The sequence below is a fragment of the Brevundimonas sp. VNH65 genome (assembly GCF_049445955.1).
GTDB lineage: Bacteria > Pseudomonadota > Alphaproteobacteria > Caulobacterales > Caulobacteraceae > Brevundimonas.
This window is the reverse complement of the sequence record NZ_JBMSDX010000014.1, coordinates 16,700-39,959: the sequence shown is the minus strand read 5'-3', so window position 1 is coordinate 39,959 and position 23,260 is coordinate 16,700. Positions and strand designations below refer to the sequence as shown.

Sequence of the window (23,260 nt, the reverse complement as noted above, 5' to 3'; positions counted from 1 at the left end):
ATGGATCTCCTTCCATGTTGGCCGCGGACCATTCCGCGGCTTCATGGGGAGCCAGGGGCGGCAGTCCTCGAGGCGAGGATCACACCCCGCGCGCCAGCGCGCCCGTAAGGGGGCGGAGCTGCACGCAGACGAAGGCGGAGGAAGCGAGCCGGGTTGAACGTCGCCGGGCTGACGCCAGAACGCTCACCTTGAGAAGCCGTGATGGTCGCGGTCATCCAACGGCAGGAAAGCCGTCCACCAGACAACCCGTCACCAACGCACACCCGCATCACCGCTATCGCGTGAGGCAAGCGATGCGCCGGTCATGGACCTCCGAAGGCTCCGCGAGGGCTCGCGGTCGGACGATGGAAGATGCCAGCCGTTCCGGCCGGGCAAGGCGACTCTCTTCCGCCCCCGGATCAGGTCCGGGGTTGTGCAGATCGTCCCGCAGGGGCGGCGCGAAGCGACCTGTGCCCAGCCGTAGCCAGCGGCTGGCGAAAGACTCCTCGCCGACGCGCAATCCCGCGCGGAGGTTCAAAGAGGAGGTGCTTATGACCTGGACGGAATTCGCATTGATGCTGACGGCGCTGGCGCAACTGGTGCTGGCGGCGGTCGCTGCGCTTGAGGTGATCCGGTGCGCGCCATGATGGCGCGCATCGGCCGCAGCATTCAAAGTGTCCGGTGTTAGGGCGTTCGCCTGCATCACCGGAATGCGATGGCCGCACCCGTTCGGGCGCTTTCAGCCACCGGTCCAATCCGTTCGGTTCGGACCTTCGCGCGCGCCGGGGCGGTCGGTTCCGACCTGGCTCCCGTTGCTTTGGAAAAGGTGGTGCGGGTGGTCGGGCTCGAACCGACACTCCTTGCGGAACTGGATTTTGAATCCAGCGCGTCTACCAGTTTCACCACACCCGCGTTGGGGAAGGCTATAGCGGGGCGGGATTCCGCCGCCAACAAAAAACGATTGCCCATCAACCGGATTGGCTAAGTCGATTTCTTGGAGGCCTTCTTCGAGACAGGCTTCTTGGTCGTTGATCGAGGCTTGCGTTTACGCACGTTCACGGCGGCCGCATCGATCACATCCTTGATGTGGGCGGCATAGTGCTTTTCGATCATCTCGACGCTGGTGCGACAGTTCTTGGCGATGGCGTAGATGTCCGCCCCGGCCATGAGGCGCATGCAGATGTAGGTGTGCCGGAAGCTATAGGCGGTCCGGCGATTGCCCTCCCGGTCGAACTTCATATCCAACTCGGTGAGGATGGCGTTCATGAGTTCGCGCTGCGGGAGGCCGAGCACCTTGTCGGTGGGCTTCAAGCCGTTGCGCTTGACCAGTTCTTCAAACGGAAAGACCGCACCGGGCATACTCTTGCACCAACCGGTGCCGCGTTTGCCGCGCACCGCGATCTCCAGGATGCGCTTCCCGGCCTCCTCCACAATAGCAACGTCACGCACCTCGATACGTGCGGCTTCATCCGGGCGCAGGCCCGTGTTGACCATGAAGACACCGTAGTTGTGCCAGTTCTGGCAGGCGCGACGCCACCGCTCGTTCAACGGGTCCTTTGCCCGCTTGGCGGTGGCCTTGATGTAGGTTTCGTATTCGTCGGGCGAGAACCAAGCTCGGTGGCTGATCTTGCCCGAAGCTTTGTAGGGAGCGGCGAGGTCTGGGAGGTAGGGAAGCCACCCGTGACGATTGGCCGTCTTCAGGACGTGCCGAAGGGTGATGATCTCCTGATGGAGGGTGCTGCGCGCGGGCCGCTTCGGCAGACCCGTATGCGGGTCTTTGATGATGTTGCCGTCTTTGTCCTTCTTCGGCGAAAGGCGCTCCAGCCGATATTCCTGCACCAAGCCCGGCGTGATGTCGGTGACGACCTTGCCGCCGAAAAAGGGGAGCAGGTGCTTTCTGAGGCGAAGCCCGTGGCTCGCCACATAGTCGGCGTTCCGCTCACCCTGAGTGATGACGCCATACTCCTTGAGGAACTGATCTGACGCTTTGGCGAAGGTCACGCCTTCTTTGAGCTCACCGGCTCGGTATTTGCCCATAAGGCCAAGATACCAGTCGCCCGCCACATCCTTTGCGCGGGCCAGGCTTTCTTCCTTCGTGGAAGTGCGATGCTGCTTGCCTCCGATGGACGCGGAGCATTGCCAATAGGGCGTGTTCGGGCGGCGGTAGACCTGCACCCGGTTGTCCATCAAGGCGTGTCGAACTGTCTCCAACGAAGCCCCCATCCGTGTGCTAGCACAGCGTGTTTTGTGCTAGTCGTGTGTTAGGATTTTCAGGCTTCAGAATGTCACAAAACGATTGATTTTAAAACGATTTTTTATTTTAGCCGTTGTTTGTATTCGCTTTTGAGTCCGGCGCGTCTACCAATTCCACCACGCCCGCAGTGGAGCTCCGTCCTAGTCGGCGCGAGGCGGCGTGTCCATGGGCCGGTGCTTCATCGCGGCTTGCAAACCCTGAGGCCGCCGCTAGAAGCGGCGCGTGCAGTCGTCGTCGCCCCCTTCCTGGTCGATGTTCCGGTCGCTGGCCTTCCTGGCCGCGACCTTCGCCCTGACGCTCGGCGCCCTGCTGCCGTCCGCCGTGGCCGCCTCGCCCGCGCTCGGCGCGCCGGTGGTCCTGTGTTCAGGTGATCAGGTCTCGGTCGTCTATGACGACGCCGGCCGTCCACATCCAGTCGAACATTCCGATCTGGCCAGCCTGACCTGCGCCTCGGCGCTTCTGTCGGCTCTGGCTGCGGTCGATGTCACGCCTCCGGAGGTTCCGGTCCGGACGATTCCGCCGATCCCGGCGTTTCGCCCATCCGGCCAAACCCCGCCGCCCGCCGTTCGTCGTCCGGCGCCCAGGCCGCCATCGACCGCCCCGCCCGCTTCCTGAGTTCGAGCCCATCGCCGTGCGTGCGCGGCCGTCTTCGATTCTCAGGAAAACATCATGTCTTTCAAGACCTCGACAGCGCCGCTGGCGTTGTTCATCGCCGCGTGCGCGGCCTCGCCTGTTCTCGCCCAATCCGCCGCCGACGCTGGGCCCGTCACCGAAGTCGACAGCGTCATCGTCACCGGCGTCCGCAATCCCCAGGACCCGCCCGTGGTCGCGGAAGCCAGGGAGCGGCTGTCGCGTACGCCCGGCGCCGTGGCCGTCGTTTCGGCCGAAAGCTACGAAGATCGCTACGCCCTGGCCTTTTCCGACACCCTGAGGTCCGTGCCCGGCGTGTTCGCCCAGCGTCGCTGGGGTGAGGAGGTTCGACTGTCGATACGGGGATCCGGCATCGGTCAGAGCCTGCACCTGCGGGGCGTGCTGCTGGCCCAGGACGGCGTGCCGTTCAGCCAGCCGGACGGCTTCGGGGACTTCCAGGAACTGGACCCGTTGGTGGCGCGATATCTGGAAGTCTACAAGGGCGGCAACGCCCTGCGTTTCGGCGGCGCGGCCCTGGGCGGCGCGGTCAATGTGCTGACCCCGACGGGCCGCAATGCGCCGTTCCGGAATTTGCTTCGGCTGGAGGGCGGATCATTCGAGACGCGACGGGCGCATCTGGCGCTCGCACGCGAGTATGGCGACTGGGACGTCTACGCCGCCGGGACATGGTCAGGCAGCGAAGGTTTCCTCGACCATCAGGACGGGGACAGCAAACGCCTGACGTTCAACATCGGGCGCCGGATGGGCGAAGATCGCGAGGTGCGTCTGATCGTTCAGGCCAATGACCTGGACCTGGACATCTCTGGAACCCAGAGCCTTAACGACGCCCTGACCCGGCCGCGTGCGCCGAGCGCCTATGTCCGGGCCATGGACTTCGGGCGCGACATCAAATCCGTGCGCGTCACGGCCCAGACGCGCTGGCGGCTGAGCGACGGACTGGTGTTCGAGGGCGGAGTCTATGTGGCGGACAAGGCCCTGTACCACCCTGTGCCGGTCGTTCTGGACAATGACTACCGCTTCTGGGGCGGGTTCGGGCGGCTGGACTGGACGGGCCAGGTGGGCGGCCTGCGTGCAGACGCCTTCGCCGGCGTCTACTTCCGCACCGGGGACAACGACAGCCGGGTGTTCCTGAACATCGGCGGCGGCGATCCCGGCTTCCAGGTCGGCGGCACCCTGCAGAACGCCACCGGTCTGGACGCCTTCGCGGAAGGGCGACTGTTTGTCACCGATCGCCTCGCCCTGATCGCGGGTGGATCATGGGGGCGAGCCGAGCGGGACGTCGACAATCGTCTGGCGCCGGCCAACAGCGCGCAGAGGAACTACGACGGGTTCGCCCCTCGCGTGGGCCTTCTGTGGGAACAGCCGGATGGGGCGCAGATCTACGCCAACCTGACGCGCTCGGTGGAGGCGCCGACCTTCCTCGAGCTGGTTCAGAGCCCCGTGCCCCAGTTCGTCGATCTGGATGCGCAGGAGGCGTGGACCGCCGAGGTCGGCGCGCGCGGCCAGCGCGGACCGTTTCGCTATGACGTGGCGGCCTATCGGGCTCGGCTGAAGGGCGAACTGCTCAACTATGTGATCATTCCCAATGTGCCGGCGCTGAGTTTCAACGCCGAAGACACCGTGCGCCAGGGGATCGAGGCGGGACTGGACTGGCGTCTGATCCAAGGCTCTTCGGGCCGGCTGACCCTGCGCCAGACCCTGACCTGGTCGGATTTCACCTTCGACGGCGATGCGACCTATGGGGACAATCGCCTGCCGATCATTCCCGAAATCGCCTATCGGGCCGAGCTGAAGTATGAGCATCCGGCCGGGTGGTTCGTGGCCCCTTCGATCGAGTGGGTCCCGCGCGATATCTATGTCGACTATGCGAACACGCTGAAATATCCGGGCTATTCGGTCCTGTCGCTGAACGCGGGCGTAGATCTGCCGGGCGGGGTGTCGCTCTTTGCGGACCTGAGGAACCTGACCGGCGAAAACTACGTCTCCAACGCCAACGCCGTCAGTGACGCGCGGACGGCGGCGACGGCCGTCTTCACGCCGGGCGAGGGGCGCTCAGCCTACCTCGGCGTGAGAATGAGCTTCTGAGGCCGCAGGTCCATTGCAGGAAAGGAACCGGGGCGGCGGCGCATCGCCGTTCCGGTCGAGCCCCATGACGAAACACACTGTTCTGACCGACGCCTATCGCGTCGTCTGGCGCTGGCATTTCTATGCCGGATTTCTGGTCCTTCCCGTGCTGATGCTGATGGCGCTGACCGGCGGGCTGTATCTGTTCAAATCCGAGATCGAGGACGCCCTGTACCGCCCGCTGTCACGGGTCGAGGTCCGGGATCAGCGCGTTTCGCCTGACCGTTGGGTCGCCGCCGCCCAGGTCGGTCTGGGCGGCCAGGTCTCTTCCGTCTTCGTGCCCGAACGCGCCGACAGGGCGGTTCAGGTCAAGGTCCGAACCGAGGGCGGTAAGCGGACGGCCTTCGTCGATCCCTATGACGCCCATGTGATCGGCTCGATTCCGGGCGACGGGCTGATGGGGTCGGTCAAGCGACTGCACAGCCTCGAACTGTTCGGACGGCCGTTCAACATCCTGGTCGAGATCGTCGCGGGATGGGCGATCATCCTGGTCGCGACGGGCCTGTTCCTTTGGTGGCCGAGGCGGCGTGACATGGCGGTGGCCCTGCCCCGCGCCGGCGACCCGAAGCGACGCCCGTTCTGGCGGGATCTGCACGCGGTCACCGGGCTGTACGCGGGAGCGGTCATCGCCTTCCTGGCCATCACCGGCATGCCGTGGTCGGCGGTCTGGGGCGACGTCTTTCTGGCACAGATGCGCGCCAGCGGCCTGGGTCGTCCCCCGGCTCCGGCGGCGGCCAGTCCCTGGGGCCACAGCGAACACCATGCGCCGGCCGGATCAGGCTGGACGATGGAGGGAGCGGTCATGCACGCGCCTGGTCATGGGCCGGCAAGCCTGTCGATCGTGATCGCGACCGTTGAAAGCCGAGGCATGGCGCGACCCTACACCGTCTCTATCCCCGGCGATCCGAGCCTGGCCTATACGGCCGCGCGCCTGACCGAGGCGGCGGAGGAGGCGCGCAGCCTGTATGTCGACGGGCGAACCGGGGAGGTGAAGGCCGACGCCCGCTGGTCACAGTTCGGCATCGGGGCCAAGGCGTTCGAATGGGGCATCGCCGTGCACCAGGGCCAGCAGTACGGCTGGGTGAACCGTCTGCTGATGCTGGGCGGATGCATCGCCGTGTGGATGCTCGGGATCAGCGGACTGGTGATGTGGTGGAAGCGACGACCCCGCCAACGCGACGGCCAGATAGGGTTGGGCGCGCCCTTCGCCCCGCCCGGGCCCCGCGCCCGCGCCGCCGTTCTGGGCCTCGTCCTGCCACTGGCCGTCCTGTACCCCCTGACCGGGCTCAGCCTGGTCGCGGCGATCGTCCTGGATCGCCTCGTTTCCGTTTTCCTGAAATCACGATCGGAGTTCGCCCGATGAAGACCGTCCTAGCCGCGGCCGTACTGACCCTGGCCGTCTCAGCCTGCAGCCAACCTCCCTCCGCCGCCGGGCCCGCCAGGGTGCAGGTGAGCGAGGTCCTGTGTCGTCCGACGCCGAAGGGCCGCGACGTGACCGCCTGCTACGTCACCCTGACCGCCAGCCAGAACGACAGACTGGTCTCTGTCTCCACCCCTGTCGCCGCCGAGGGACAGATTCACGAGATGAAGGTCGAGGGCGGGATGATGCGTATGGCCGAACTGCCCCAGGGGCTGCCCCTGCCCGCCGGGGAGGCCGTGTCGCTGCGTCCCGGCGCCGAGCATATCATGCTGATCGGCCTGACCCAGCCGCTGGCCGAGGGCGATCAGATTCCGCTGACCTTGACGTTCGAAAAGGCGGCGACCTTCGGCGCCCGCGCGGCGGTAAGGACGCCGTCTGTGGCGGGTCCGCACGGCGGGCACTGAGTGGGTGCGCGGAGACGAAGGCCCGTCTTGCTGAACCGCTCGGCCTTCGCCCCAAGGCGTGGCTGAGATCCAGGTTCAGGCGGAGGTGGTCGGGTTCGAGAAGTTCTCGAGGCATTTGTCCAGTTCGGACAGGAGGGCCTGCATCTGGTCTTCGTTCAGGGAATCGGACCGGATCAACCGGATGAAATCGATCGCCGGATTGAGCGCGCCGGTCGGCCATCGATCAGCCTCGCGCAGCGCGTCGGCCAGGGCGCACAGCATCACCAGGGCCCGACCGAGGTGAGGCCGCCCTACGGCGCCGCTGAGCGTCAGGGCGGCCCCGGCGGCGGTGACCAGATCGTCCAGTTCCTGCCGCGAGGGCCGCAAGGCCGGGTCGCGGGCGGCGAACGCCCAGATCGCCTCGAGACCGGCGTCCATGTCCGACAGAAACTGAGGCGCAGCGTCGGCCAGATTGGCTTCCGCGGCCGCCAGGGCGTCGGCCGGCCGCATGCCGCGATTGCCGCGCACCATGCGTTCCAGGCCGAGCTCGACCTTGCGAAACGTGACCGACGTCATAGAGCGAGCCTCTGGGGTTTCATCATGCCGTCAATCTCGTCCTGCGACATATTGGGATCAACCGCCTCGCCCAGCTGACCCGAGAGATCGTCCTTGCGACGCCCCTTCATGCCGGCCGGCACACCCTCATTGTGGAAACGTCGGTCCGGCCCGCAATAGTTCGGCGCCTCAACGAAGAGACGCCCGGCGCGGCCGATCCACAGGATGCGCTGCAGAAGGACGGCGGGGCTGATGGGCTTGGCGACGACGAAGCTGGCGCCGCAGTCACGGGCGATCTCGACCTGGCTCTTGGGCGTATGGCCCGCCACCACGATGGCGGGCGTGTATCGGTTGGGTTCGAGACGGGAGGTGCGCAGCCATCTGACCTGCTCATAGCCATTGCCGCCCAGGGCGGAGTCCAGGAGGACAAGATCGAACGAGCGATCCGTCATCGCCTTGCGAAACGCCTCGGGGGTTTCCGCACGGCTGACGGTCTGGACCCCGAAACCCATCAGGATCTGGCTGAGCACCTCCTGTCCCGACAGGGTTTCGTCGGCGCACAAGATGCTGGCGTCTCGCAAATCGAAGCGGCCGCCCGACGGGACGGCGGAGGGATCGCCTTTCATGCGACGTGCCTCAGCTGGGGCGCGTTCTGTCGGTCCCGCGTGCGGGTCAGACGAGTCAGGATTGCGTCGATCTCGGGCATCAGAACGGCTCGACCTCCCCCGGAGCCGGGAGGATTGGCGCATACGCCTTCGCCTCCAATGGCACAACGGTCTTCGGCGTGACAGGCCATCACGCGGCGACGGCTTCCACGTCGGGCAGCAGGCGATCGACCGCGATGAGGCTGACCAGCCGGCCGTCCTGCGCGAACACCCCCAGCAGCGCGGAGGCCGTCTGACCGCCGTCGATGTTCGGAGGGGCCTGTATGTCCTGAGGCTGGACGGTCAGGATGTCCGAGACCCCATCCACCAGGAGCCCGACGGACCGCGGTCCTGCGGCGACCACGATGATGGCGTGGCGCGGCGTCGGCTGGGCGGCGGGCATGCCCAGCCGCAGGCCCAGATCGACGATCGGCAGGACCAGCCCGCGCAGGTTGATGACGCCGCACATATAGTCGGGCGAGTGCGGCACCGGCGTCGCCGCCGTCCACCCGCGGATTTCACGCACGACGCCGATGTCGACGCAGAAATCCTGGTCGCTTATACGAAAGGCGACCAACTCCCGGCCGCCGTGATGGTCAGTGGAGCTCATCTGACGTTTCCTTTTTGGCGACGCCGCTCACATCGACACGCGGCGCACGGCGTCGACCAGCCGGGCCGCGTCGAACGGCTTGACGATCCAGCCGGTCGCCCCCGCGTCGCGGGCCCTTTGTTTCTTGTCCGCACCGCTTTCCGTCGTCAGGACCAGAATGGGGACCCCGGCGTGTCGTTGCGTTTCGCGAACCCGCTCGATCAGGCCGAAGCCGTCAAGATTGGGCATGTTGATGTCGGTGACGATGACGTCCGGGGTGCATGTCTCCAACACCTGCAGACCCTGCACGCCGTCTTCGGCCTGCAGCACCTCGAACCCGGCCGGGACCAGGGCCATTCGCAGCATCGACAGCATGGTGCGGCTGTCATCAATGGTCAGGACGGTCTTGCTCACGCCGGTCGGCCCTCACCCGCCCCGGGCGTGGTCGCCGCAAGGAATTGTTCCAGAACGCAAGGCGACGGATCGACGATGCGAAGCCGGCGGCCGTCCCGACGCCAGTCGGCGAAGGCCTGGACGATCAGCGCGGTCGCGTCGTCCGAGACGATCCTGACATGTGTCGCCACCAGATCGAGGTCCACGCCCCGCCGCCTTTCAAGCGCGCGGCGGAGGGCGTCGATGGCCGATCCATTCAAACGTGGAGGCAGTCTGTGCTGAGGTTGCATCAGAACTCCTCCCAGCCGTCGCTCGGCTCAGCCTTGAGCGCCAGCGAACCGGCGATCCGGGGCATGGGGCGGCTGCGCGTCCCGCTCCACGCTCCTCCGGCCTCGCCGCGAACGGCATTCAGGGATCGCGATGCGACCATCGAGGTATCTCGAGCTGGGGCTCCGGTGGAGGACGTCCTGAAACGTGACACGAGTTGCGTCAGGGCGTTCGCCTCCTGGGTCAGGCTATGGCTCGCGGCCGTGGACTGCTCCACCATGGCGGCGTTCTGCTGGGTGGTCTGATCCATCTGGTTGACCGCCGTATTGACTTCATTCAGCGCCCCGGACTGTTCCCGCGTCGAGGCAATGATCTCCGTGGTCAGATGGGCGATTTCCTGCACGCGTCCCGCGATCACCCCCAGGGCGCCGCCCGCCTCGCCGACCAGCGCCACGCCCGACTTGACCTGGGCCGTCGAGGCCGAGATCAGTCCCTTGATCTCCTTGGCGGCCTCGGCCGACCTTTGTGCGAGCGCGCGCACCTCCGAGGCCACGACCGCAAATCCTCGCCCTGCGTCGCCCGCGCGCGCCGCCTCGACGCCGGCGTTCAGGGCCAAGAGGTTGGTCTGGAAAGCGATCTCGTCGATCACGCCGATGATCTGGCTGATCTGGCCAGCCGACCGTTCGATCTCACCCATGGCCTCCACAGCGCGATCGACGACCACGCCGCTGGACTCCGCTTCGGCCCGGGCGGCTTCGACGACGTCGCCCGCCTGACCCGCGCCTTCGGCGGTCCGGCGCACCGTCGCGGTGATCTCGTCCAGCGCCGCAGCGGTCTGCTCGAGGCTGGCGGCCTGCTGCTCGGTTCGGCGCGACAGGTCGTCAGCGGCCTGACTGATCTCGGCCGCGCCGCCTCGGATGGAGGTGGTGCTGGTCGAGATGTCGGAAAGCGCCGCCTCCAGGCCGGTCATGGCCGAGTTGAAGTCGGACTTCAGCTGGGCGTAGTCCCCTTTGAAATCGGCCTCGATCCGCCCTGTCAGGTCTCCTTCCGCCAGCCGCGACAAGGCCGCTGCGGTGGCTTCGACCACCCGCTTCTGTTCAGCTTCGGCCTCCTGTCGCAGCGCTTCCGCCTCTGCGCGGGCGGACTCGGCCGCGTCGAGATAGATCGAGATCACGAAATCCATGTCCAGAAGGGCGGCCTTGATCACCCCGCCCAGGCGCGCGGACAGGGCGGCGCCGCCGTCGCCCCGGCCGAAGCGGCTGCGGTTCGCCTCGTGATCCCTGACGATCGCCTCGATCAGGCCATCCAGCACCAGGGCGTAGCCCCCGATGTACCATCGCGGCTCCAGTCCGATGCGCGCGTGCGTGCCGCCGATGCGACGAACACTCTCGACATAGGATCCATCGAACCGCCCCGAGGCGATATTGACCCAGTGTCGACCCTGAGCCGACTTGGCGCCGCTGATGTGCGCCTCGCTTCCGAAGTGTCTCGACACCTCGGGGAAGCGTCGCACCTGATCGTAGAAGGCTTCGAGCGCGGCGGGCAGAGCCCCTTCAATGACGGACTGCGCGCTGGCCAGCGCGGCCTTCGCCTCGGGGTCGATCTTGATGAAATCGAGGCGTTCCTGCAGGGCGATATCGTCTGACATAGCGGTCTCGGATGTGGGTTCCGATCGACCTCTGCGCCCTCAGCTTCTAACGCGGGCTTCCGCATTCGTCGCCAGACGAAATGTTCGCCAGGCGAACGATCTCCCATCCGGATCGTAACCCCATATTAAGCAGACAGAGTTATCCGAAAATGGTGTCGTGGGGGCGCCGTCCGGCTGCAAATAATGGGCTTTATCTCACCTTCGTCCTTGGGCGCTGACCCGGACGTTTCGGTTCTGGAACTCCTGAATCAGGCCGACCTGGCTCTGCGACATCGACATGGAGCGATCGAGGACACCCGTGTCCGGATTCTCAGAGAGGTCGAGGCCGCCGGTCGTCGAGGTCTGCCTCAGGCCGTCCTTGTGAAGTCCCTGAACCTGTCTCCGGCCACGGTGTCCAAGGCGGTGGACGGTCTCGAACGCGCCGGAATGGTGGAGCGAGAGTTTCACGCGCACGATCGACGTCAGCGGACCCTGCGCCTGTCCAAGAAGGGCCAGACCCAGCGCCAGATGTGCGATGGCTCGCTGCAGCATGCGGAGCAAGGTCTGATCGGCGACCTCACAGCGGACGATCTGGCTAACCTGAAGTCCCTGTTGGGTCGTTTGGGTCAGACGGCGCGACGCCTGCCGTGCCCCGGCGAATGCTCGGCCTGCGCGCTGGGCGGCTGCTGACCTGCAAGGGTCCGTTCAGCCGGCGACCCTCTGACCTGTTTCCACGGCGCCCGCATGTGGATCGGTCATCATTTGGGTGCAACCTGGTGCTATCGGCCAGGATCTGGACGCGAAAGGCGTCCGAAAAGCGCGTAGAAGCGTTGGCGATCCGCCTTCGACGACCGCCTGAACGCTCTGAAACATGCCGACGCTCCTCCCACCGCCCCACACCTTTTCCGTAGCCCCGATGATGGACTGGACCGACCGGCATTGTCGGGCGTTCCATCGCGCCTTGTCGTCCCGGGCTCTGCTGTACACGGAGATGGTGACGGCGCCGGCGGTGATCCACGGCGACAGGGAGCGGCTGTTGGGCTTTGCGGCGATCGAGCATCCCGTCGCGCTGCAGCTGGGCGGATCGGACCCAGTGCAACTGGCTGAGGCCGCGCGGATCGGCGTGGACTATGGATACGACGAGGTCAATCTCAACGTCGGCTGTCCGTCCGACCGGGTGCAGTCGGGACGGTTCGGCGCCTGCCTGATGCGCGAGCCCCAGCTGGTCGCCGACTGCATGGCCGCCATCCGCGAGGCCGTCGATGTTCCCGCGACGGTGAAATGCCGCATCGGGGTGGATGATCAGGATCCGGAACAGAGCCTGTTCGCGACCGTTGACGCCTCCGCCGAGGCCGGCGTCACGACCTTCATCGTCCATGCACGCAAGGCGTGGCTGAAAGGCCTGTCGCCGAAGGAGAACCGGGACGTTCCGCCGCTCGACTATGGGCTGGTGCGCCGGCTGAAACGCGAGCGACCGCATCTGACGATTTCCATCAATGGCGGCATCGCCGACCTGGACCAGGCGGAAGCCCTGCTGGCGCCCGGGCCGGACGGCGTGGCGCTGGACGGGGTCATGCTGGGACGCGCCGCCTATCATGAGCCGGCGTTGCTGGGGCAGGTCGATCGGCGACTGTTCGCAGCCGGAGAGCCGGATATCGATGCGTTCGAGGCCATCCAGAGGTATCGCCCCTACCTGACGGCGCGGCTGGAGGAAGGCGTCGCCCTGGCCTCGATGGCGCGACACATGCTGGGCCTGATGCACGGACGTCCGGGCGCGCGCGCCTTCCGTCGCATCCTGACGGTCGAGGCTGTCCGACCCGGCGCCGGGCTGGAGGTGCTGGATCGCGCCGTAGACGCCGTGCGGGAGGCCGAGGCCCGCCGCGACCAGGCGGCCTGAAGGCAGGCCGGGTCGCAAGCATCCGTTAAGCCTGTTGCCCGAGTGTGGCGCCGATCTTCCGGAGCCGCCAAATGTCACGACCGCTCTTCGCCGCGACCCTCGTCGCCGCCTGCCTTGCGACGGCGCTCCCGGCGGTCGCGCAGACTTACGGGGCGCGCACGGTGGGTGACCCGGCCGTGGCTATCGGCGTGACCGCCGGGACGTCCGGCGTGGGGGCCGAGGCGCAGTTCGCGCTGGGCTCCATCTTCGTCCTGCGCGGCGCTGTCGACACGCTCGGCTTCGACCTGGACGAAACCTACGACGATGTCGCCTATTCGGGACGGTTCGATTTCGACACCCTGGGCGCCTTCGTGGATCTGCACCCGCTCGCGAACGGCTTCTTCGTCTCGGGCGGGGCCTATATGGGCCAACGCAGCATCGGGCTGAACGCCGCGCCGTCGGCGCCGGTCAGCATCGGCGGTCAGACCTTCACGCCCGCTCAGGTCGGGACCCTGTCGGGAGAGATCAAACTTCAGGACATCGCGCCCTTCGCCGGGCTCGGGTTCGACAACACCTTCACCCGCACCTCGCGCTGGGGCTTTCGCGCCATCGCCGGCGTGGCCTGGAGCGACACGCCGGAGGTCGGCCTGACCTCCAGCGGCGGGACCCTGTCTGACGACCCCGCCTTCCGCGCCCGTCTCGCCGACGAGGCCCGCGCGATCCAGTCGGACGTCGAAGACTACGGCTTCTATCCGATCGTGCAGTTGGGCCTGAACTACAAGTTCTGAGGCTTCAGAGGTAAGAGCGCGGCATGACCGCTCTTCCCCTCGCCGATATCCTCAGCCTGCTGGCCGCCGTCATGGCGGCGGGTCTGTTCGGCGGTCTGATCGCGGGTCTGTTCGGGGTCGGCGGAGGCACGGTCATCGTGCCGGTTCTCTTTTACGCCTTCTCGGTGCTGGGCCTCGGCGGCGAGAGCAATCTGCATGTCGCGGTCGGCACGTCGCTGCTGACCATCGTGGCGACTGCCCTGAAGTCTCTCGCGGCGCATCGGGCGCACGGCGCCGTCGATGAGACCGTGCTCAAGACATGGACCCCATGGGTCGGACTGGGCGCCCTGGTCGGCGCGGCGGTGGCGGGCGTGACGCCCATGGGCGGACTGGCCGTCGTCTACGGCGCCTGCCTGGGCCTGGTCGCGGTTCAGATGGGCCTGCTGCCCGAGCGGTTCACGATCGCCGGGAACCTGCCCGTCGGCTGGCTGCGCCGCTTGGTCGGCCTTCTGATCGGCGGTCTGTCGGCGATGATGGGCGTCGGCGGTGGCAGCCTCGGCGGCATGATGATGACCCTGTGCGGTCGACCGATCCATCAGGCGGTGGCCACGGCCTCGGGATTCGGTGTCGCCATTGGCTCAGCCGCCATGTTGGGCTTCATCGTGTTCGGCTGGAGCGCTCCGGGACGGCCGCCGCTTTCGCTCGGCTATGTCAATATCCCGGCTGCGGTCATCATGGGGCTCCTGACCACGCTTGTGGCGCCCTGGGGCGCGCGACTGGCGCATCGGCTGGACAAGCGGCTGCTGCGCCGGGCGTTCGCGGTCTATCTGGCGGTCACCGCCGCCCTGGTGATGGTGAAGGCGCTCTGACCGTCGGGGCCGGGACGCTCAGGGTTTGAGCGTCAGGCCCTGCGGCGTCGCCTCAAAGCCGGAAAGACGGCCCAGGTAGCTCATCCCCAGCAGGGATTGGATCAGGCCTTTCTCGACCACCATCGCCTCGACACGATCGACCCGCGCCGCGCCGACGGCGACCGAGGTCAGAGTTACACGCGCGGCGCGTCCGGGGCCGGAGGCGGTATTGACGGTGCTGGAAAAATCCTGCGGCCTGAGGGTCAGACCCAGGCGTTGGGCGTCCTCGCGCGTGAGGGCCACGACGCTGGCGCCGGTGTCGACCAGCAGGCGCACCGCGCGTCCGTCGATCACCGCCTCGGCCCAGTAATGGCCGTCGGGCGACCTCAGGACCTGATGAGCGGAAGGCCGTTTGACCACGGGCGAATTCCCGGTCGTGGGCGCCGCGAGGACCGCCTCCATCGACACCGGCTCCGCCGCGCCCGCCTGACCGCGTCCACCGGCATGGTTCAGCCACAACCCCACGGTGATGGCCGAGAGCGTGGCGACGGCCAGGACGCCGGCGGACTTCAGGTCAAACGAACTCATGCGGGGTCCATGAACGACGGAGACGCTTCTGCGGTCCGGCCCATCCTGCACAGGCGGTGTTCGATTGGGGTGAACCTCTATGCCTTACGAAAGCTTATGGCTCAGCTTGGAAGGTTCGATGCGGCGGGACCGTTCGGGAAGTTCCGCCATCACGGCGGCGCGCTCTTCATCGCTTAAGCCACGCCAACCGGCGATTTCGGCCAATGACCGATAGCAGCCGAGGCACAGGCCGGATGCGCCGTCGACGATGCAGACCTGGACACAGGGCGTCGCGATCGCCCGGGGCGCGCCCACGCCAGCGGCGCCAGCTTCATGACGATCAGGCAAAAACCACTCCGACCTCGGATTAAAAAACTTGACTTTTGCGCTGGAGCCGGTCATATCCGACGCTGACGCGAAACGACTAAGAGGGTGCAAACCCCTGCAAGCACGACGTGTCTTCTTTCATCGTTCAACGAAAGGAGACATCACAAGATGAACGATAAGGACCGCAACCTCCAGCACGCCATGACCTCCTTCGCCTATTGGGGCGGCCTGCTGGTGAACCCGAACCGACAGCCCCGCGCCAACGATCGCGTGGTCAGTCATCCGTCCAACTTCGTCCCCATCGATCTGAAACGACCGCGCTGAAGGCGCGTGACCTCCGATCGACAAGCCCGGCTTTCGGGCTTGCATGCCAGAGCCCCGGCCCCGAAAAGGCCGGGGCTTTGCAATTCAGTTCCGAGAAGAGATCTCATGGCCGATCTGATCGTCGAACGACGCCAGGAGACTGAAGACGGCGGCGTTGTCCTGACCTGGACCTTCGATCGGCCGGATCGGCTGAACGCCCTGCCGGACCTCGGCGACGGCGAGGAGATCGCCGCCTTGTGCGAAGCGGCCAATGCCGACGTCTCGGTGCGATGCGTGGTGCTCACGGGCGCGGGGCGCGCCTTTTCCGCCGGCGGCGACCTGACGGCGATGCGCGACCGGCGCGATCTGTTCGAAGGATCCGGTGCGGCGATCCGGGAGCGTTACCGCCGCGTGGTCCACCGGATCATCCGATCTCTCTACGGCCTGGACGTGCCGCTGATCGCCGCCGTCAACGGACCGGCCATGGGCCTGGGCTGCGGCATCGCCGGGACGGCCGACATGATCGTCGCCTCGGATCGCGCCAGCTTCGGCGCGCCGTTCCTGAAGCTGGGCATCATCGCCGGGGACGGCGGGGCCTGGCGGCTGCCGCGCAATGTCGGCTACATGCGGGCGGCGGAACTGCTGTTCACCTCGCGCTCCATCGACGCCGAGACGGCGCGGGATTGGGGGCTGGTCAACCGGGTCGTCGGCCATGACGCCCTGATGGACGAGGCGCTGGATCTGGCGGGTCAGATCGCCGCCCAGCCGCCGCGCGCGGTGCGGATGACCAAGTCGCTGCTGCGCCAGGGGCGAGACGCGACGCTGGACCAGATCCTGGAGATGTCGGCGGCCTTCCAGGCCCTGGCCCACCTGACGGACGACCACCAGGAAGGCGTCAACGCCGTACTGGAAAAACGCAAAGGTCGGTTCGGCGGCGAATAGGCGGCGGAGCCGGGGTCAGCGTTCATCCTTGCGCGGCTCGCCGCGCTGGCCGTCGTTCTTGGCGGCGCTGCGACGTTGCAGCACCCGGCTGAGCGCCGGTCGGTCCTTGGCCGGCACAGTTTGCAGGAGCGCCACCGCATCCGCCTCCAGCCGCGCCCGTCCACGCATTTCCGCCGCGCGCGATTCATCCAGGGCGGCGCGGACGGCGACGGCGTCCATCGTCTGGCCCTGGGCCAGTTGCACGGCGCGGCGGCGAGCGGCCCGGGCGGCTTCGAAGTCGGGCCGTGCGGCGAGGGCCGAGGCGCGCAGGGACGCCTTCACCCGATCACGCACGGCGGGATCGACGTCCTGGAGAATTTCGCGCAGGGGGCCGCGTCCGCCGTTCGGAGGCGCGGCCGCCAGCTGGGCGTCGTGGCGTTTGACCGCCATCCAGACCGTCACGCCGCCGGCCAGGGCGAACAGGTTGATCGCCACGGAGACGGCCAGCAGGACCTTCATCGCGCGCGGGCTCATCCCAACATCTCGCTGTCGTCCAATGTCGGCTGAGACGCCTGATACAGCACGGCGTCGGCCCGATCCGCGGCGCCGATCTGTCCGCCGACCAGCACCCCGGCGACCACGCCGGCGCATGCCGCCGCCGCCCATCCCGCCCCAAAGGCCAGGCTGAGGCGGTCACGCCACACCTTCACCCGCGCCGGAGTGGCGCGGACGCCCAGCCCGGCCGCAATGACGCGTTCGCTCAGGCCCAGAGACACCACAGGCGTCGGTGACGCCGCCAGCAGTCGATCCAGCGCCTGAGCCTGCGCCGCCTCGGGTCCAGGCCGGGCCAGCCGATCGCGGCCTGTGGCGCGGTCGGCTTCCGGCCAGCGCGCCGGGTCCGCGCCGTAGGCGGCGGTCAATTGGTGGAATCGTTCGTCCGTCATCTTCGTCATCGATCAGCCCCCCGATCGTCGGCCAGGTCGGCCAGCAGCGCCCGCAGGGTTCTCCGGCCCCGCGACAGCAGACTTTCCAGCGCCTCCACGCTGATCTTCATCAAGGCCGCCGCCTCGATATTGGTCAGTTCCTGGTAGTGGCACAAGACGATGGCCTCGCGCTGGCGGTCGGGCAGCCGTCGTAGCGCGCCGTCGACCCGCGCGCCCGTCTCGGCCGCCAACAGGCCCCGATCCGGCGGCGGCCCCTCGTCTGGGCGTTCCGGCAGCGTATCGGTGGGGGTCTCGCGCCGGCGCCGCAGACGATCGTAGCAGAGGTTGAGAGCCACCCGATGCAGCCAGGTGTCGAACTTCGCCTTGCCCGGCGACCATTTCGGCGCCTGACGCCAGGCGCGGAGCATCGCCTCCTGGGCCACGTCCTCGGCCTCGGTCGCGTCGCCCAGCATCCGTTTGGCCAAGGCGAGCACACGCGGCAGCTTCAGCGTGGCCAACTGCCGCACAGCCTCCGCCTCTCCGCGTCCGACGCGGAGAACCAGATCCTCGTCCGGATCGATGACGTGCGCCAAATTCGCCCCAGGCCTCGGTGACCGAAAGTTGGGGCCTGGCGATGGATACCGGGCCCGGCATCACCCTACTCCGAAGCCGGCGTCGAAGGCGATGGCGCCTGGCGCGCGGAACGTCGGGCGTCCCGCCGCGCCTTGACCCGCTCTCGCAAGGCGCTGCGGGTTTCCCGGCGCTCGGCGGCCGTCACCGTTCCGTCCCGGTCGGCATCGAGCCGGTCAAACGCGGCTTCGGTGCGCGCACGCGCCTCGGCCAGGTCCACGTTCCTCTCCGCGCGCGCCTCCCCGGCCGACATCCGGGCCGAACGGGCGGCATGCGGGCGCGCGGCGCGATGGCGACCAGCGGACGGCCGCTCGCCGAGCGCCTGGAATTCGTCACGGCTGATCATGCCGTTCTTGTCGGCGTCCAGGCGATCGAAGCGGCGCTGCGCGGCCGCCGCACGTTGCGTCTGGCGCGCCGCCTGGCGCTCGGCCGCCGTCACCACGCCGTCTGCGTCGGCGTCCATGGCGGTCAGGCGCGCCATCCGACGCTGGACGAAATCCGCCTTGGCGATCGGAGCGGCGCGACCGGCGACATCCATCCGAGCCGGGACGGGGTGGGTCGCCGGCGGCGTCGGCGTCTGGGCCGGACTGGCGCCGGCTGCGAGGCTAAGGCTGACGGCGGCCAGGCCGCCGAACATCAGGGATCGGGTCATGATCATCTCCGCCGGGCCGCCGATGCGGCCGTTCAGGGAGTTCAACGCCGATCTGGCGGTTCTCCGTCGCCGGAGCGTTCTGTCGGAGCCTCCACCGGCGGCAAGGCCGTCTCGAACGCCGCCCGCGCGGCCTCCCGAACGGTTGTCAGGCGGGCGACCAGATCGGCGAAATCGTCTTCGTCCATGGCCTTGGCCAGGCGCGCGCGGAACGGCTCCGGCTCGTCCTCGGGCGTGGGCCGGTCGTCGAAGGCGCAGGCGAAGAGCTGGCTGATCCGCTGCTGCATTCGCCAGGCCTCGGCCAGTTCGGGGTCGCCAGCCAGTTGTTCAAGGGTTCGCGGCGTCAGAGGTCGCCCTTCGACGGCGGCCGACAGTTGCCGGAGCTGACCGACGAACTCGGCGTCGACGAGGCCGCCGGATGACAGCTTCAGGTCCCAGAAGCCGGACGGACGCCGCTCTCGCCGCATCAGATCACGCATCGCCCGGACGTCGTGCGCCACATCCGCCGAAGGCCGGGGACGTCGCAGGGCCCGTTCGATCGCGGCGGCGGCTCGGGCGCCGAAGTCGGGGTCGCTGGCCCAGGCCACCCGCGCCCGGGTCAGAACCATGAACTCCCAGGTGTCGGCCTCTTCGGCGTAGTAGGCGTCAAAGGTGGACAGTCGGACCGACACCGGCCCCTTGGACCCTGACGGTCGAAGCCGCATATCGACCTCGTAAAGCCCGCCCTCGGCCGTATGGGCGGAGAGGGCCGAAATCAGCCGCTGGGTGAAACGGGCGTTGAAGACGTCGGCCGACCATCCCCGAACGTCGGAGATGGCGTCGGGGGCGGCTTCATAGACCGTCATAAGGTCCAGGTCCGAACCGGCCGTCATCTCGCCGGAGCCCGCCTTGCCCAGGGCGATCACCGCCTGTGCGCCCGGCAGCCGGCCACCGAGGCGTTCGGTCTCCTTCAGGGCCGCGCGGGCCAGGGTGCGGATCACCGCATCGGCCAGATTGGTGAAAGCCAGTCCCGCCGCCTCCGGCCCCACCCGACCGCTCAGGGTCTGGATGCCGATGCGGAACTGCTGTTCGCGGTGCAGGCGGCGCACAGCGTTCATGGCGCCCTCGAAATCACCGGCGGCCTCGGCCTCCTCCTCCATCTGGTCGAACAGGCCGGTGGAGGGCCCGAGCTGGGCGTGGAAACGGGCGTCCAGCATGGAATCGAGCGCGGCGGGATAGCGGCCCAAGGTCCGCGCCAGCCGGGGCGCAAAGGCCATGACCCCGACGATCATTTCGAACAGCTCGGGCTGGTTGAGGAACAGGGCCTGGACCTGCACGCCCGAATTCAGTCCGGCGAAGAAGACGGCGAAGCGGTTGAAGGCCGCGTTGGGTGCCCCGGTCCGGGCGGCGGCCTCGAGCAGGCGCGGGGCCAGACGGGTGAACAGCTCCCGCCCCCTCGCCGATCGGGTCGCGGCGATGCGGCCATGGTGCCATCCCCGGATGGTGTCGGAGACCGGGCCGGGGTCGGAAAAGCCCATACGCCCCAAGGTGGCCAGCGTCTCGGGATCATTGTCCACGCCGGTGAACACCAGACTGCCGTAGGAGGACGACAGATCCTCCTCGCCCTCGAACAGCTCACCGTAGCGACGATTGACGCCGATCAGCAGCGCCTCGACGGCGGCGTCGAATACCGCCAGGTCGCCCTCGCCGGACAGGGCGGCCACGGCGGCGCGGCGCGGGCCGTCCGCCGGAAGGATGTGGGTCTGCTCGTCGTCCAGCATCTGCACCCGATGCTCGAGCGCCCGCAGGCGGCGGTAGCCGGCCCGTAGCTCGTCGGCCACATGCGGCGGCACGTGCTCGGCTGCGACCAGGGCGGCCAGGGCGTCCTCCGTCCGGGGGCTTCGCAGCGACCGATCCCGGCCGCCCAGGATCAACTGCTGGGTCTGGGCGTAAAACTCGATCTCGCGGATGCCGCCCCGTCCCAGCTTCAGGTTGGCGCCCATGGCGACCATGCCGGCCCCGGCCCTGTGCGCGTGGATCTGGCGCTTGATTGACTGGATATCGAGCACCGCCTGGTAGTCCAGGCTGCGCCGCCAGACGAATGGAACCAGGGCGTCGAGGAACTCCCGGCCGGCCGTTGCGTCGCCGCAGGCGACGCGCGCCTTGATGAAGGCCGCCCGCTCCCAGTTCTGGCCGACCGATTCATAGTAGGCCAGCGCCATCGGTGTTGCGACGACAGGGGGCGTCGAAGACGGGTCGGGACGCAGGCGCAGATCGATCCGAAAGACATAACCTTCGGCGGTTCGCTCCTGCATCACCTGGGACAGGGCCGGGGCCAGCCGGTCCACGAAGCTTTGCAACTCCACTCCGTCGCCCAGCGCCGGGCCCAACCGGTCCGGATCGAAGAAGAGCGAGATATCGATGTCCGAGGAATAGTTGAGCTCGCGCGCGCCATGCTTGCCCATGGCCAGGCCGAACAGTCCTGGCACGGGCCCCGCCGGATCGTCCGGTGTGGACGTCAGCCGCCCCCTGGCCCGCAGGTCATGGGCCACGGCGCGCAGGGCGGCCTGAATCGAGGCGTCGGCGAAGTCGGACAGGGCGCCGGTCACCGCATCCAGGTCCCAGACCCCGCCGAGATCGCACAGGGCGGTCAGCAGATGCAGTTCTGCCTTCAGCCTTCGCAGCGGCGTCTTGACCTCTTCCGCCCCGCCCGCCAGCGCCGAGGTCCGACTGAGAAGCTCGGACAGCCGATCCTCAGGCGCCGCCGCCAGGCATTCGCGCAGGTGTTCCGGTCGCCGACGCACAAGGCCGAACAGATACGGCGAGGCGGCGAAGACAGGCGCCAGCGCCGGCCAGGCCGCCGCGAGCAGATCGACCCAGCCGCCTTCGGACGCCGCCTCCCAGAGCCTCTCCCTGGCGCGGTCCCCGGCGGCCGGATCGACGACCGGACCGCATGGTCTGATGAGTTCGACCAGCGAAGCAGTCACGCCGGAGGACTCGCCGGAGACGTCGCGCCGGCCGGCGGCGTCAGCAGAGCCACGCGCAAGCCGGGGCCATAGCCGCCATAGGCGCCCGGCCCCTCGTCCAGCTGCACGCGGCCGTCGTGCGCCTCCATCACCGCCGAGACCAGGGACAGGCCAAGCCCTGATCCGGCCTCGGACCGGGAATTGTCCAGACGGACGAACCGCTGGATCACCCGCTCGCGATCCTCGGCCGGCACGCCCGGACCGGTGTCGGTGACGGAGAATTCGATCTCACCGGACGACCGGCGGCGAGCTCTCAGCTTCACCGCCCCGCCAACCGGCGTATATTTGATGGCGTTGTCGATGACATTGGCCAGGGCCTGGGCGAGGAACGGGCGATTACCCTCGATCATCAGCCCGGTCTCGATCTCGGCCGAAAACTCCATGCCCTTGTCCTCGGCGGCCGGCTCATAGAGCTCGGCCATGTCGGCGGCCAGATCTGCGGCGTCGAACACCGCCCGGTCCGGGGCGCCTCCGGCCTGCAACCGGGCGATCGCCAGGACGGTGTTGAAGGTCTTGAGCAGATTGTCCGCCTCATCCAGGGCGATCGACAGGGCGTCGACGCCCGAGACCTTGCCGGCCTCGGCGTCGATCAGCGCCACCTCCAGCTTGGCCCGCATCCTCGTCAGGGGCGACCGCAGGTCGTGGGCGATGGCGTCGCCGGCGTGCCGGATCGAGGTCATAGAGGTTTCCAGCCGATCCAGCATCAGGTTCAGCCCTTGTCCCAACTCCTCGAACTCGTCGCCGCCGTCGGCCTGGCCGCGCGCGGATCGACGCTGCGGGGCGCGGGCCTTCAAGTCGCCCTCCTGCACCGCCTGAACCACGGCCGTCAGCCGGCCCATCGACCGCTCCAGATTTCGGCTGACGATGACCCCTCCCGCCGCGCCGAGCAGGACGACCATGCCCATGGCCATCCACAAGGCCTGGGTCAGCCGGCCGAGATAGGCTTCGGTGTCGCCGAGATCCTGACCGACGAACAGACGCTCCCCGCCCGACAGCGGCGTCTCGACGCCGAACCCTTGGCGACGCACCACGCGCCCGTCGGCGAGGGTGTCGGTGAAGGAGAAGGTGTCCCAGACCGGCGACGTCGCGCCCTGTTGCTCAAGCGGGCTGTCCGACAGACTGGTGGTGATCGTCTGGCCGTCGCGTCCGACCAGGACATAGAGATAGTGGCCGCCGCGAACGACGCGCTCGACCAGGGCCGCGTTCAGGGCGTCGGGTCCGCGCGTGCGATAGATGGCCAGCAGGCTGGCGACCTCCGTGTCGACATCCGCCCGCGCCCGCGCCCGCGCCTCCTGGGCCGAGGCCACATAGACATAGGCCAGGATCGCCGCCGAGGCCGCCGCGAACAGCGCCAGAAACAGCAGCGTCAGCCGGAAGGGCGTGCGACGAAAGAGGGAGGGGAGACGCATCGGTCGTCAGCGGCGAGTGGCGAGTGGCGAGTGGCGAGTGATCACCTTGAGCCCGACACGGATCAGGGCCTGAATTCGGAGGGCGGCGCGGAGGTCGTCAGGTGCGGCCGTCAGGCCCGCCGTCCTCGCCACTCGCCACTCGCCACTCG

At 67.9% G+C, this 23,260-nt stretch carries 25 protein-coding genes and 1 tRNA gene; 10 read left to right on the top strand and 16 right to left on the bottom strand.

Annotated elements, in window-relative coordinates:
• Window positions 1-806: 806 nt before the first annotated feature.
• Window positions 807-891: transfer RNA gene (locus ACO2Q1_RS16235), tRNA-Leu, on the bottom strand.
• A 69-nt stretch (window positions 892-960) separates the two neighbouring features.
• Entirely contained in the window at window positions 961-2,166 is a 1,206-nt protein-coding gene (locus ACO2Q1_RS16230) for a site-specific integrase (RefSeq protein ID WP_423330526.1), read from the bottom strand.
• Window positions 2,167-2,455: 289 nt separating this feature from the next.
• Between ACO2Q1_RS16230 and ACO2Q1_RS16225 the strand changes: the two genes are divergently transcribed.
• From ACO2Q1_RS16225 to ACO2Q1_RS16210, 4 genes are all read left to right on the top strand, one after another.
• The gene (locus ACO2Q1_RS16225) at window positions 2,456-2,848 is read left to right on the top strand and encodes a hypothetical protein (RefSeq protein ID WP_423330525.1); all 393 of its coding nucleotides are present in this window, start codon (window positions 2,456-2,458) and stop codon (window positions 2,846-2,848) included.
• 54 nt (window positions 2,849-2,902) lie between these two features.
• Window positions 2,903-4,969, top strand: a complete 2,067-nt coding sequence (locus tag ACO2Q1_RS16220) for a TonB-dependent receptor family protein (RefSeq protein WP_423330524.1) — start codon at window positions 2,903-2,905, stop codon at window positions 4,967-4,969.
• 64 nt (window positions 4,970-5,033) lie between these two features.
• Window positions 5,034-6,371 (top strand): PepSY-associated TM helix domain-containing protein, encoded by a 1,338-nt coding sequence (locus ACO2Q1_RS16215; RefSeq protein WP_423330523.1) that lies wholly within the window; start codon window positions 5,034-5,036, stop codon window positions 6,369-6,371.
• A complete protein-coding gene (locus ACO2Q1_RS16210; protein WP_423330522.1) occupies window positions 6,368-6,832 on the top strand; it encodes a copper chaperone PCu(A)C in 465 nt (154 codons plus the stop codon). Before ACO2Q1_RS16215 ends, ACO2Q1_RS16210 begins: the two co-directional genes overlap by 4 nt.
• A gap of 75 nt (window positions 6,833-6,907) precedes the next feature.
• Here ACO2Q1_RS16210 and ACO2Q1_RS16205 read toward each other — a convergent pair whose 3' ends face one another.
• The 6 genes from ACO2Q1_RS16205 to ACO2Q1_RS16180 form a co-directional block, all read right to left on the bottom strand.
• Window positions 6,908-7,387, bottom strand: coding sequence for a hypothetical protein (locus ACO2Q1_RS16205; protein ID WP_423330521.1), 480 nt, complete (start codon window positions 7,385-7,387; stop codon window positions 6,908-6,910).
• Window positions 7,384-7,992: a response regulator gene (locus ACO2Q1_RS16200; protein ID WP_423330520.1), complete on the bottom strand. Its 609-nt coding sequence runs from the start codon at window positions 7,990-7,992 to the stop codon at window positions 7,384-7,386. Before ACO2Q1_RS16200 ends, ACO2Q1_RS16205 begins: the two co-directional genes overlap by 4 nt.
• Window positions 7,993-8,161: 169 nt before the next feature.
• Window positions 8,162-8,620 carry a chemotaxis protein CheW gene (locus tag ACO2Q1_RS16195; RefSeq protein WP_423330519.1) on the bottom strand — a complete coding sequence of 153 codons (459 nt, stop codon included), beginning with the start codon at window positions 8,618-8,620 and terminating at the stop codon, window positions 8,162-8,164.
• Between the two features lie 27 nt (window positions 8,621-8,647).
• Entirely contained in the window at window positions 8,648-9,013 is a 366-nt protein-coding gene (locus ACO2Q1_RS16190; RefSeq protein ID WP_423330518.1) for a response regulator, read from the bottom strand.
• Window positions 9,010-9,198, bottom strand: a complete 189-nt coding sequence (locus ACO2Q1_RS16185) for a hypothetical protein (RefSeq protein WP_423330517.1) — start codon at window positions 9,196-9,198, stop codon at window positions 9,010-9,012. Before ACO2Q1_RS16185 ends, ACO2Q1_RS16190 begins: the two co-directional genes overlap by 4 nt.
• Window positions 9,199-9,281: 83 nt before the next feature.
• Entirely contained in the window at window positions 9,282-10,907 is a 1,626-nt protein-coding gene (locus ACO2Q1_RS16180; protein WP_423330516.1) for a methyl-accepting chemotaxis protein, read from the bottom strand.
• 207 nt (window positions 10,908-11,114) lie between these two features.
• Between ACO2Q1_RS16180 and ACO2Q1_RS16175 the strand changes: the two genes are divergently transcribed.
• From ACO2Q1_RS16175 to ACO2Q1_RS16160, 4 genes are all read left to right on the top strand, one after another.
• Window positions 11,115-11,576 carry a MarR family winged helix-turn-helix transcriptional regulator gene (locus tag ACO2Q1_RS16175; protein ID WP_423330515.1) on the top strand — a complete coding sequence of 154 codons (462 nt, stop codon included), beginning with the start codon at window positions 11,115-11,117 and terminating at the stop codon, window positions 11,574-11,576.
• Between the two features lie 181 nt (window positions 11,577-11,757).
• On the top strand, window positions 11,758-12,783 hold the full coding sequence (gene dusA / locus ACO2Q1_RS16170) for a tRNA dihydrouridine(20/20a) synthase DusA (RefSeq protein ID WP_423330514.1): 1,026 nt from the start codon (window positions 11,758-11,760) through the stop codon (window positions 12,781-12,783).
• 71 nt (window positions 12,784-12,854) lie between these two features.
• Window positions 12,855-13,550, top strand: coding sequence for a hypothetical protein (locus ACO2Q1_RS16165; RefSeq protein ID WP_423330513.1), 696 nt, complete (start codon window positions 12,855-12,857; stop codon window positions 13,548-13,550).
• Window positions 13,551-13,573: 23 nt separating this feature from the next.
• The gene (locus ACO2Q1_RS16160) at window positions 13,574-14,398 is read left to right on the top strand and encodes a sulfite exporter TauE/SafE family protein (protein ID WP_423330512.1); all 825 of its coding nucleotides are present in this window, start codon (window positions 13,574-13,576) and stop codon (window positions 14,396-14,398) included.
• A gap of 18 nt (window positions 14,399-14,416) precedes the next feature.
• On the opposite strand, the gene ACO2Q1_RS16155 is transcribed toward ACO2Q1_RS16160, so the two are convergent.
• Both ACO2Q1_RS16155 and ACO2Q1_RS16150 read right to left on the bottom strand, forming a co-directional pair.
• Window positions 14,417-14,965, bottom strand: coding sequence for a TIGR02281 family clan AA aspartic protease (locus ACO2Q1_RS16155; protein WP_423330511.1), 549 nt, complete (start codon window positions 14,963-14,965; stop codon window positions 14,417-14,419).
• Between the two features lie 84 nt (window positions 14,966-15,049).
• Complete coding sequence (locus ACO2Q1_RS16150) at window positions 15,050-15,259, bottom strand: DUF1289 domain-containing protein (protein WP_423330547.1); 210 nt, start codon at window positions 15,257-15,259, stop codon at window positions 15,050-15,052.
• 180 nt (window positions 15,260-15,439) lie between these two features.
• Between ACO2Q1_RS16150 and ACO2Q1_RS16145 the strand changes: the two genes are divergently transcribed.
• Both ACO2Q1_RS16145 and ACO2Q1_RS16140 read left to right on the top strand, forming a co-directional pair.
• Entirely contained in the window at window positions 15,440-15,595 is a 156-nt protein-coding gene (locus ACO2Q1_RS16145; RefSeq protein ID WP_423330510.1) for a hypothetical protein, read from the top strand.
• A 105-nt stretch (window positions 15,596-15,700) separates the two neighbouring features.
• Complete coding sequence (locus tag ACO2Q1_RS16140; protein WP_423330509.1) at window positions 15,701-16,516, top strand: enoyl-CoA hydratase-related protein; 816 nt, start codon at window positions 15,701-15,703, stop codon at window positions 16,514-16,516.
• A 15-nt stretch (window positions 16,517-16,531) separates the two neighbouring features.
• Here ACO2Q1_RS16140 and ACO2Q1_RS16135 read toward each other — a convergent pair whose 3' ends face one another.
• From ACO2Q1_RS16135 to ACO2Q1_RS16110, 6 genes are all read right to left on the bottom strand, one after another.
• On the bottom strand, window positions 16,532-17,029 hold the full coding sequence (locus tag ACO2Q1_RS16135; protein WP_423330508.1) for a periplasmic heavy metal sensor: 498 nt from the start codon (window positions 17,027-17,029) through the stop codon (window positions 16,532-16,534).
• Complete coding sequence (locus ACO2Q1_RS16130; RefSeq protein ID WP_423330507.1) at window positions 17,026-17,439, bottom strand: hypothetical protein; 414 nt, start codon at window positions 17,437-17,439, stop codon at window positions 17,026-17,028. Before ACO2Q1_RS16130 ends, ACO2Q1_RS16135 begins: the two co-directional genes overlap by 4 nt.
• 5 nt (window positions 17,440-17,444) lie before the next feature.
• Window positions 17,445-18,011, bottom strand: coding sequence for an RNA polymerase sigma factor (locus tag ACO2Q1_RS16125; protein WP_423330506.1), 567 nt, complete (start codon window positions 18,009-18,011; stop codon window positions 17,445-17,447).
• Window positions 18,012-18,076: 65 nt separating this feature from the next.
• Window positions 18,077-18,700 carry an EF-hand domain-containing protein gene (locus ACO2Q1_RS16120; RefSeq protein WP_423330505.1) on the bottom strand — a complete coding sequence of 208 codons (624 nt, stop codon included), beginning with the start codon at window positions 18,698-18,700 and terminating at the stop codon, window positions 18,077-18,079.
• 41 nt (window positions 18,701-18,741) lie between these two features.
• The gene (locus tag ACO2Q1_RS16115; RefSeq protein WP_423330504.1) at window positions 18,742-21,663 is read right to left on the bottom strand and encodes a bifunctional [glutamine synthetase] adenylyltransferase/[glutamine synthetase]-adenylyl-L-tyrosine phosphorylase; all 2,922 of its coding nucleotides are present in this window, start codon (window positions 21,661-21,663) and stop codon (window positions 18,742-18,744) included.
• Entirely contained in the window at window positions 21,660-23,111 is a 1,452-nt protein-coding gene (locus tag ACO2Q1_RS16110) for an ATP-binding protein (RefSeq protein ID WP_423330503.1), read from the bottom strand. The genes ACO2Q1_RS16115 and ACO2Q1_RS16110 overlap by 4 nt, the downstream gene beginning before the upstream one ends.
• Between the last annotated feature and the right edge of the window lie 149 nt (window positions 23,112-23,260).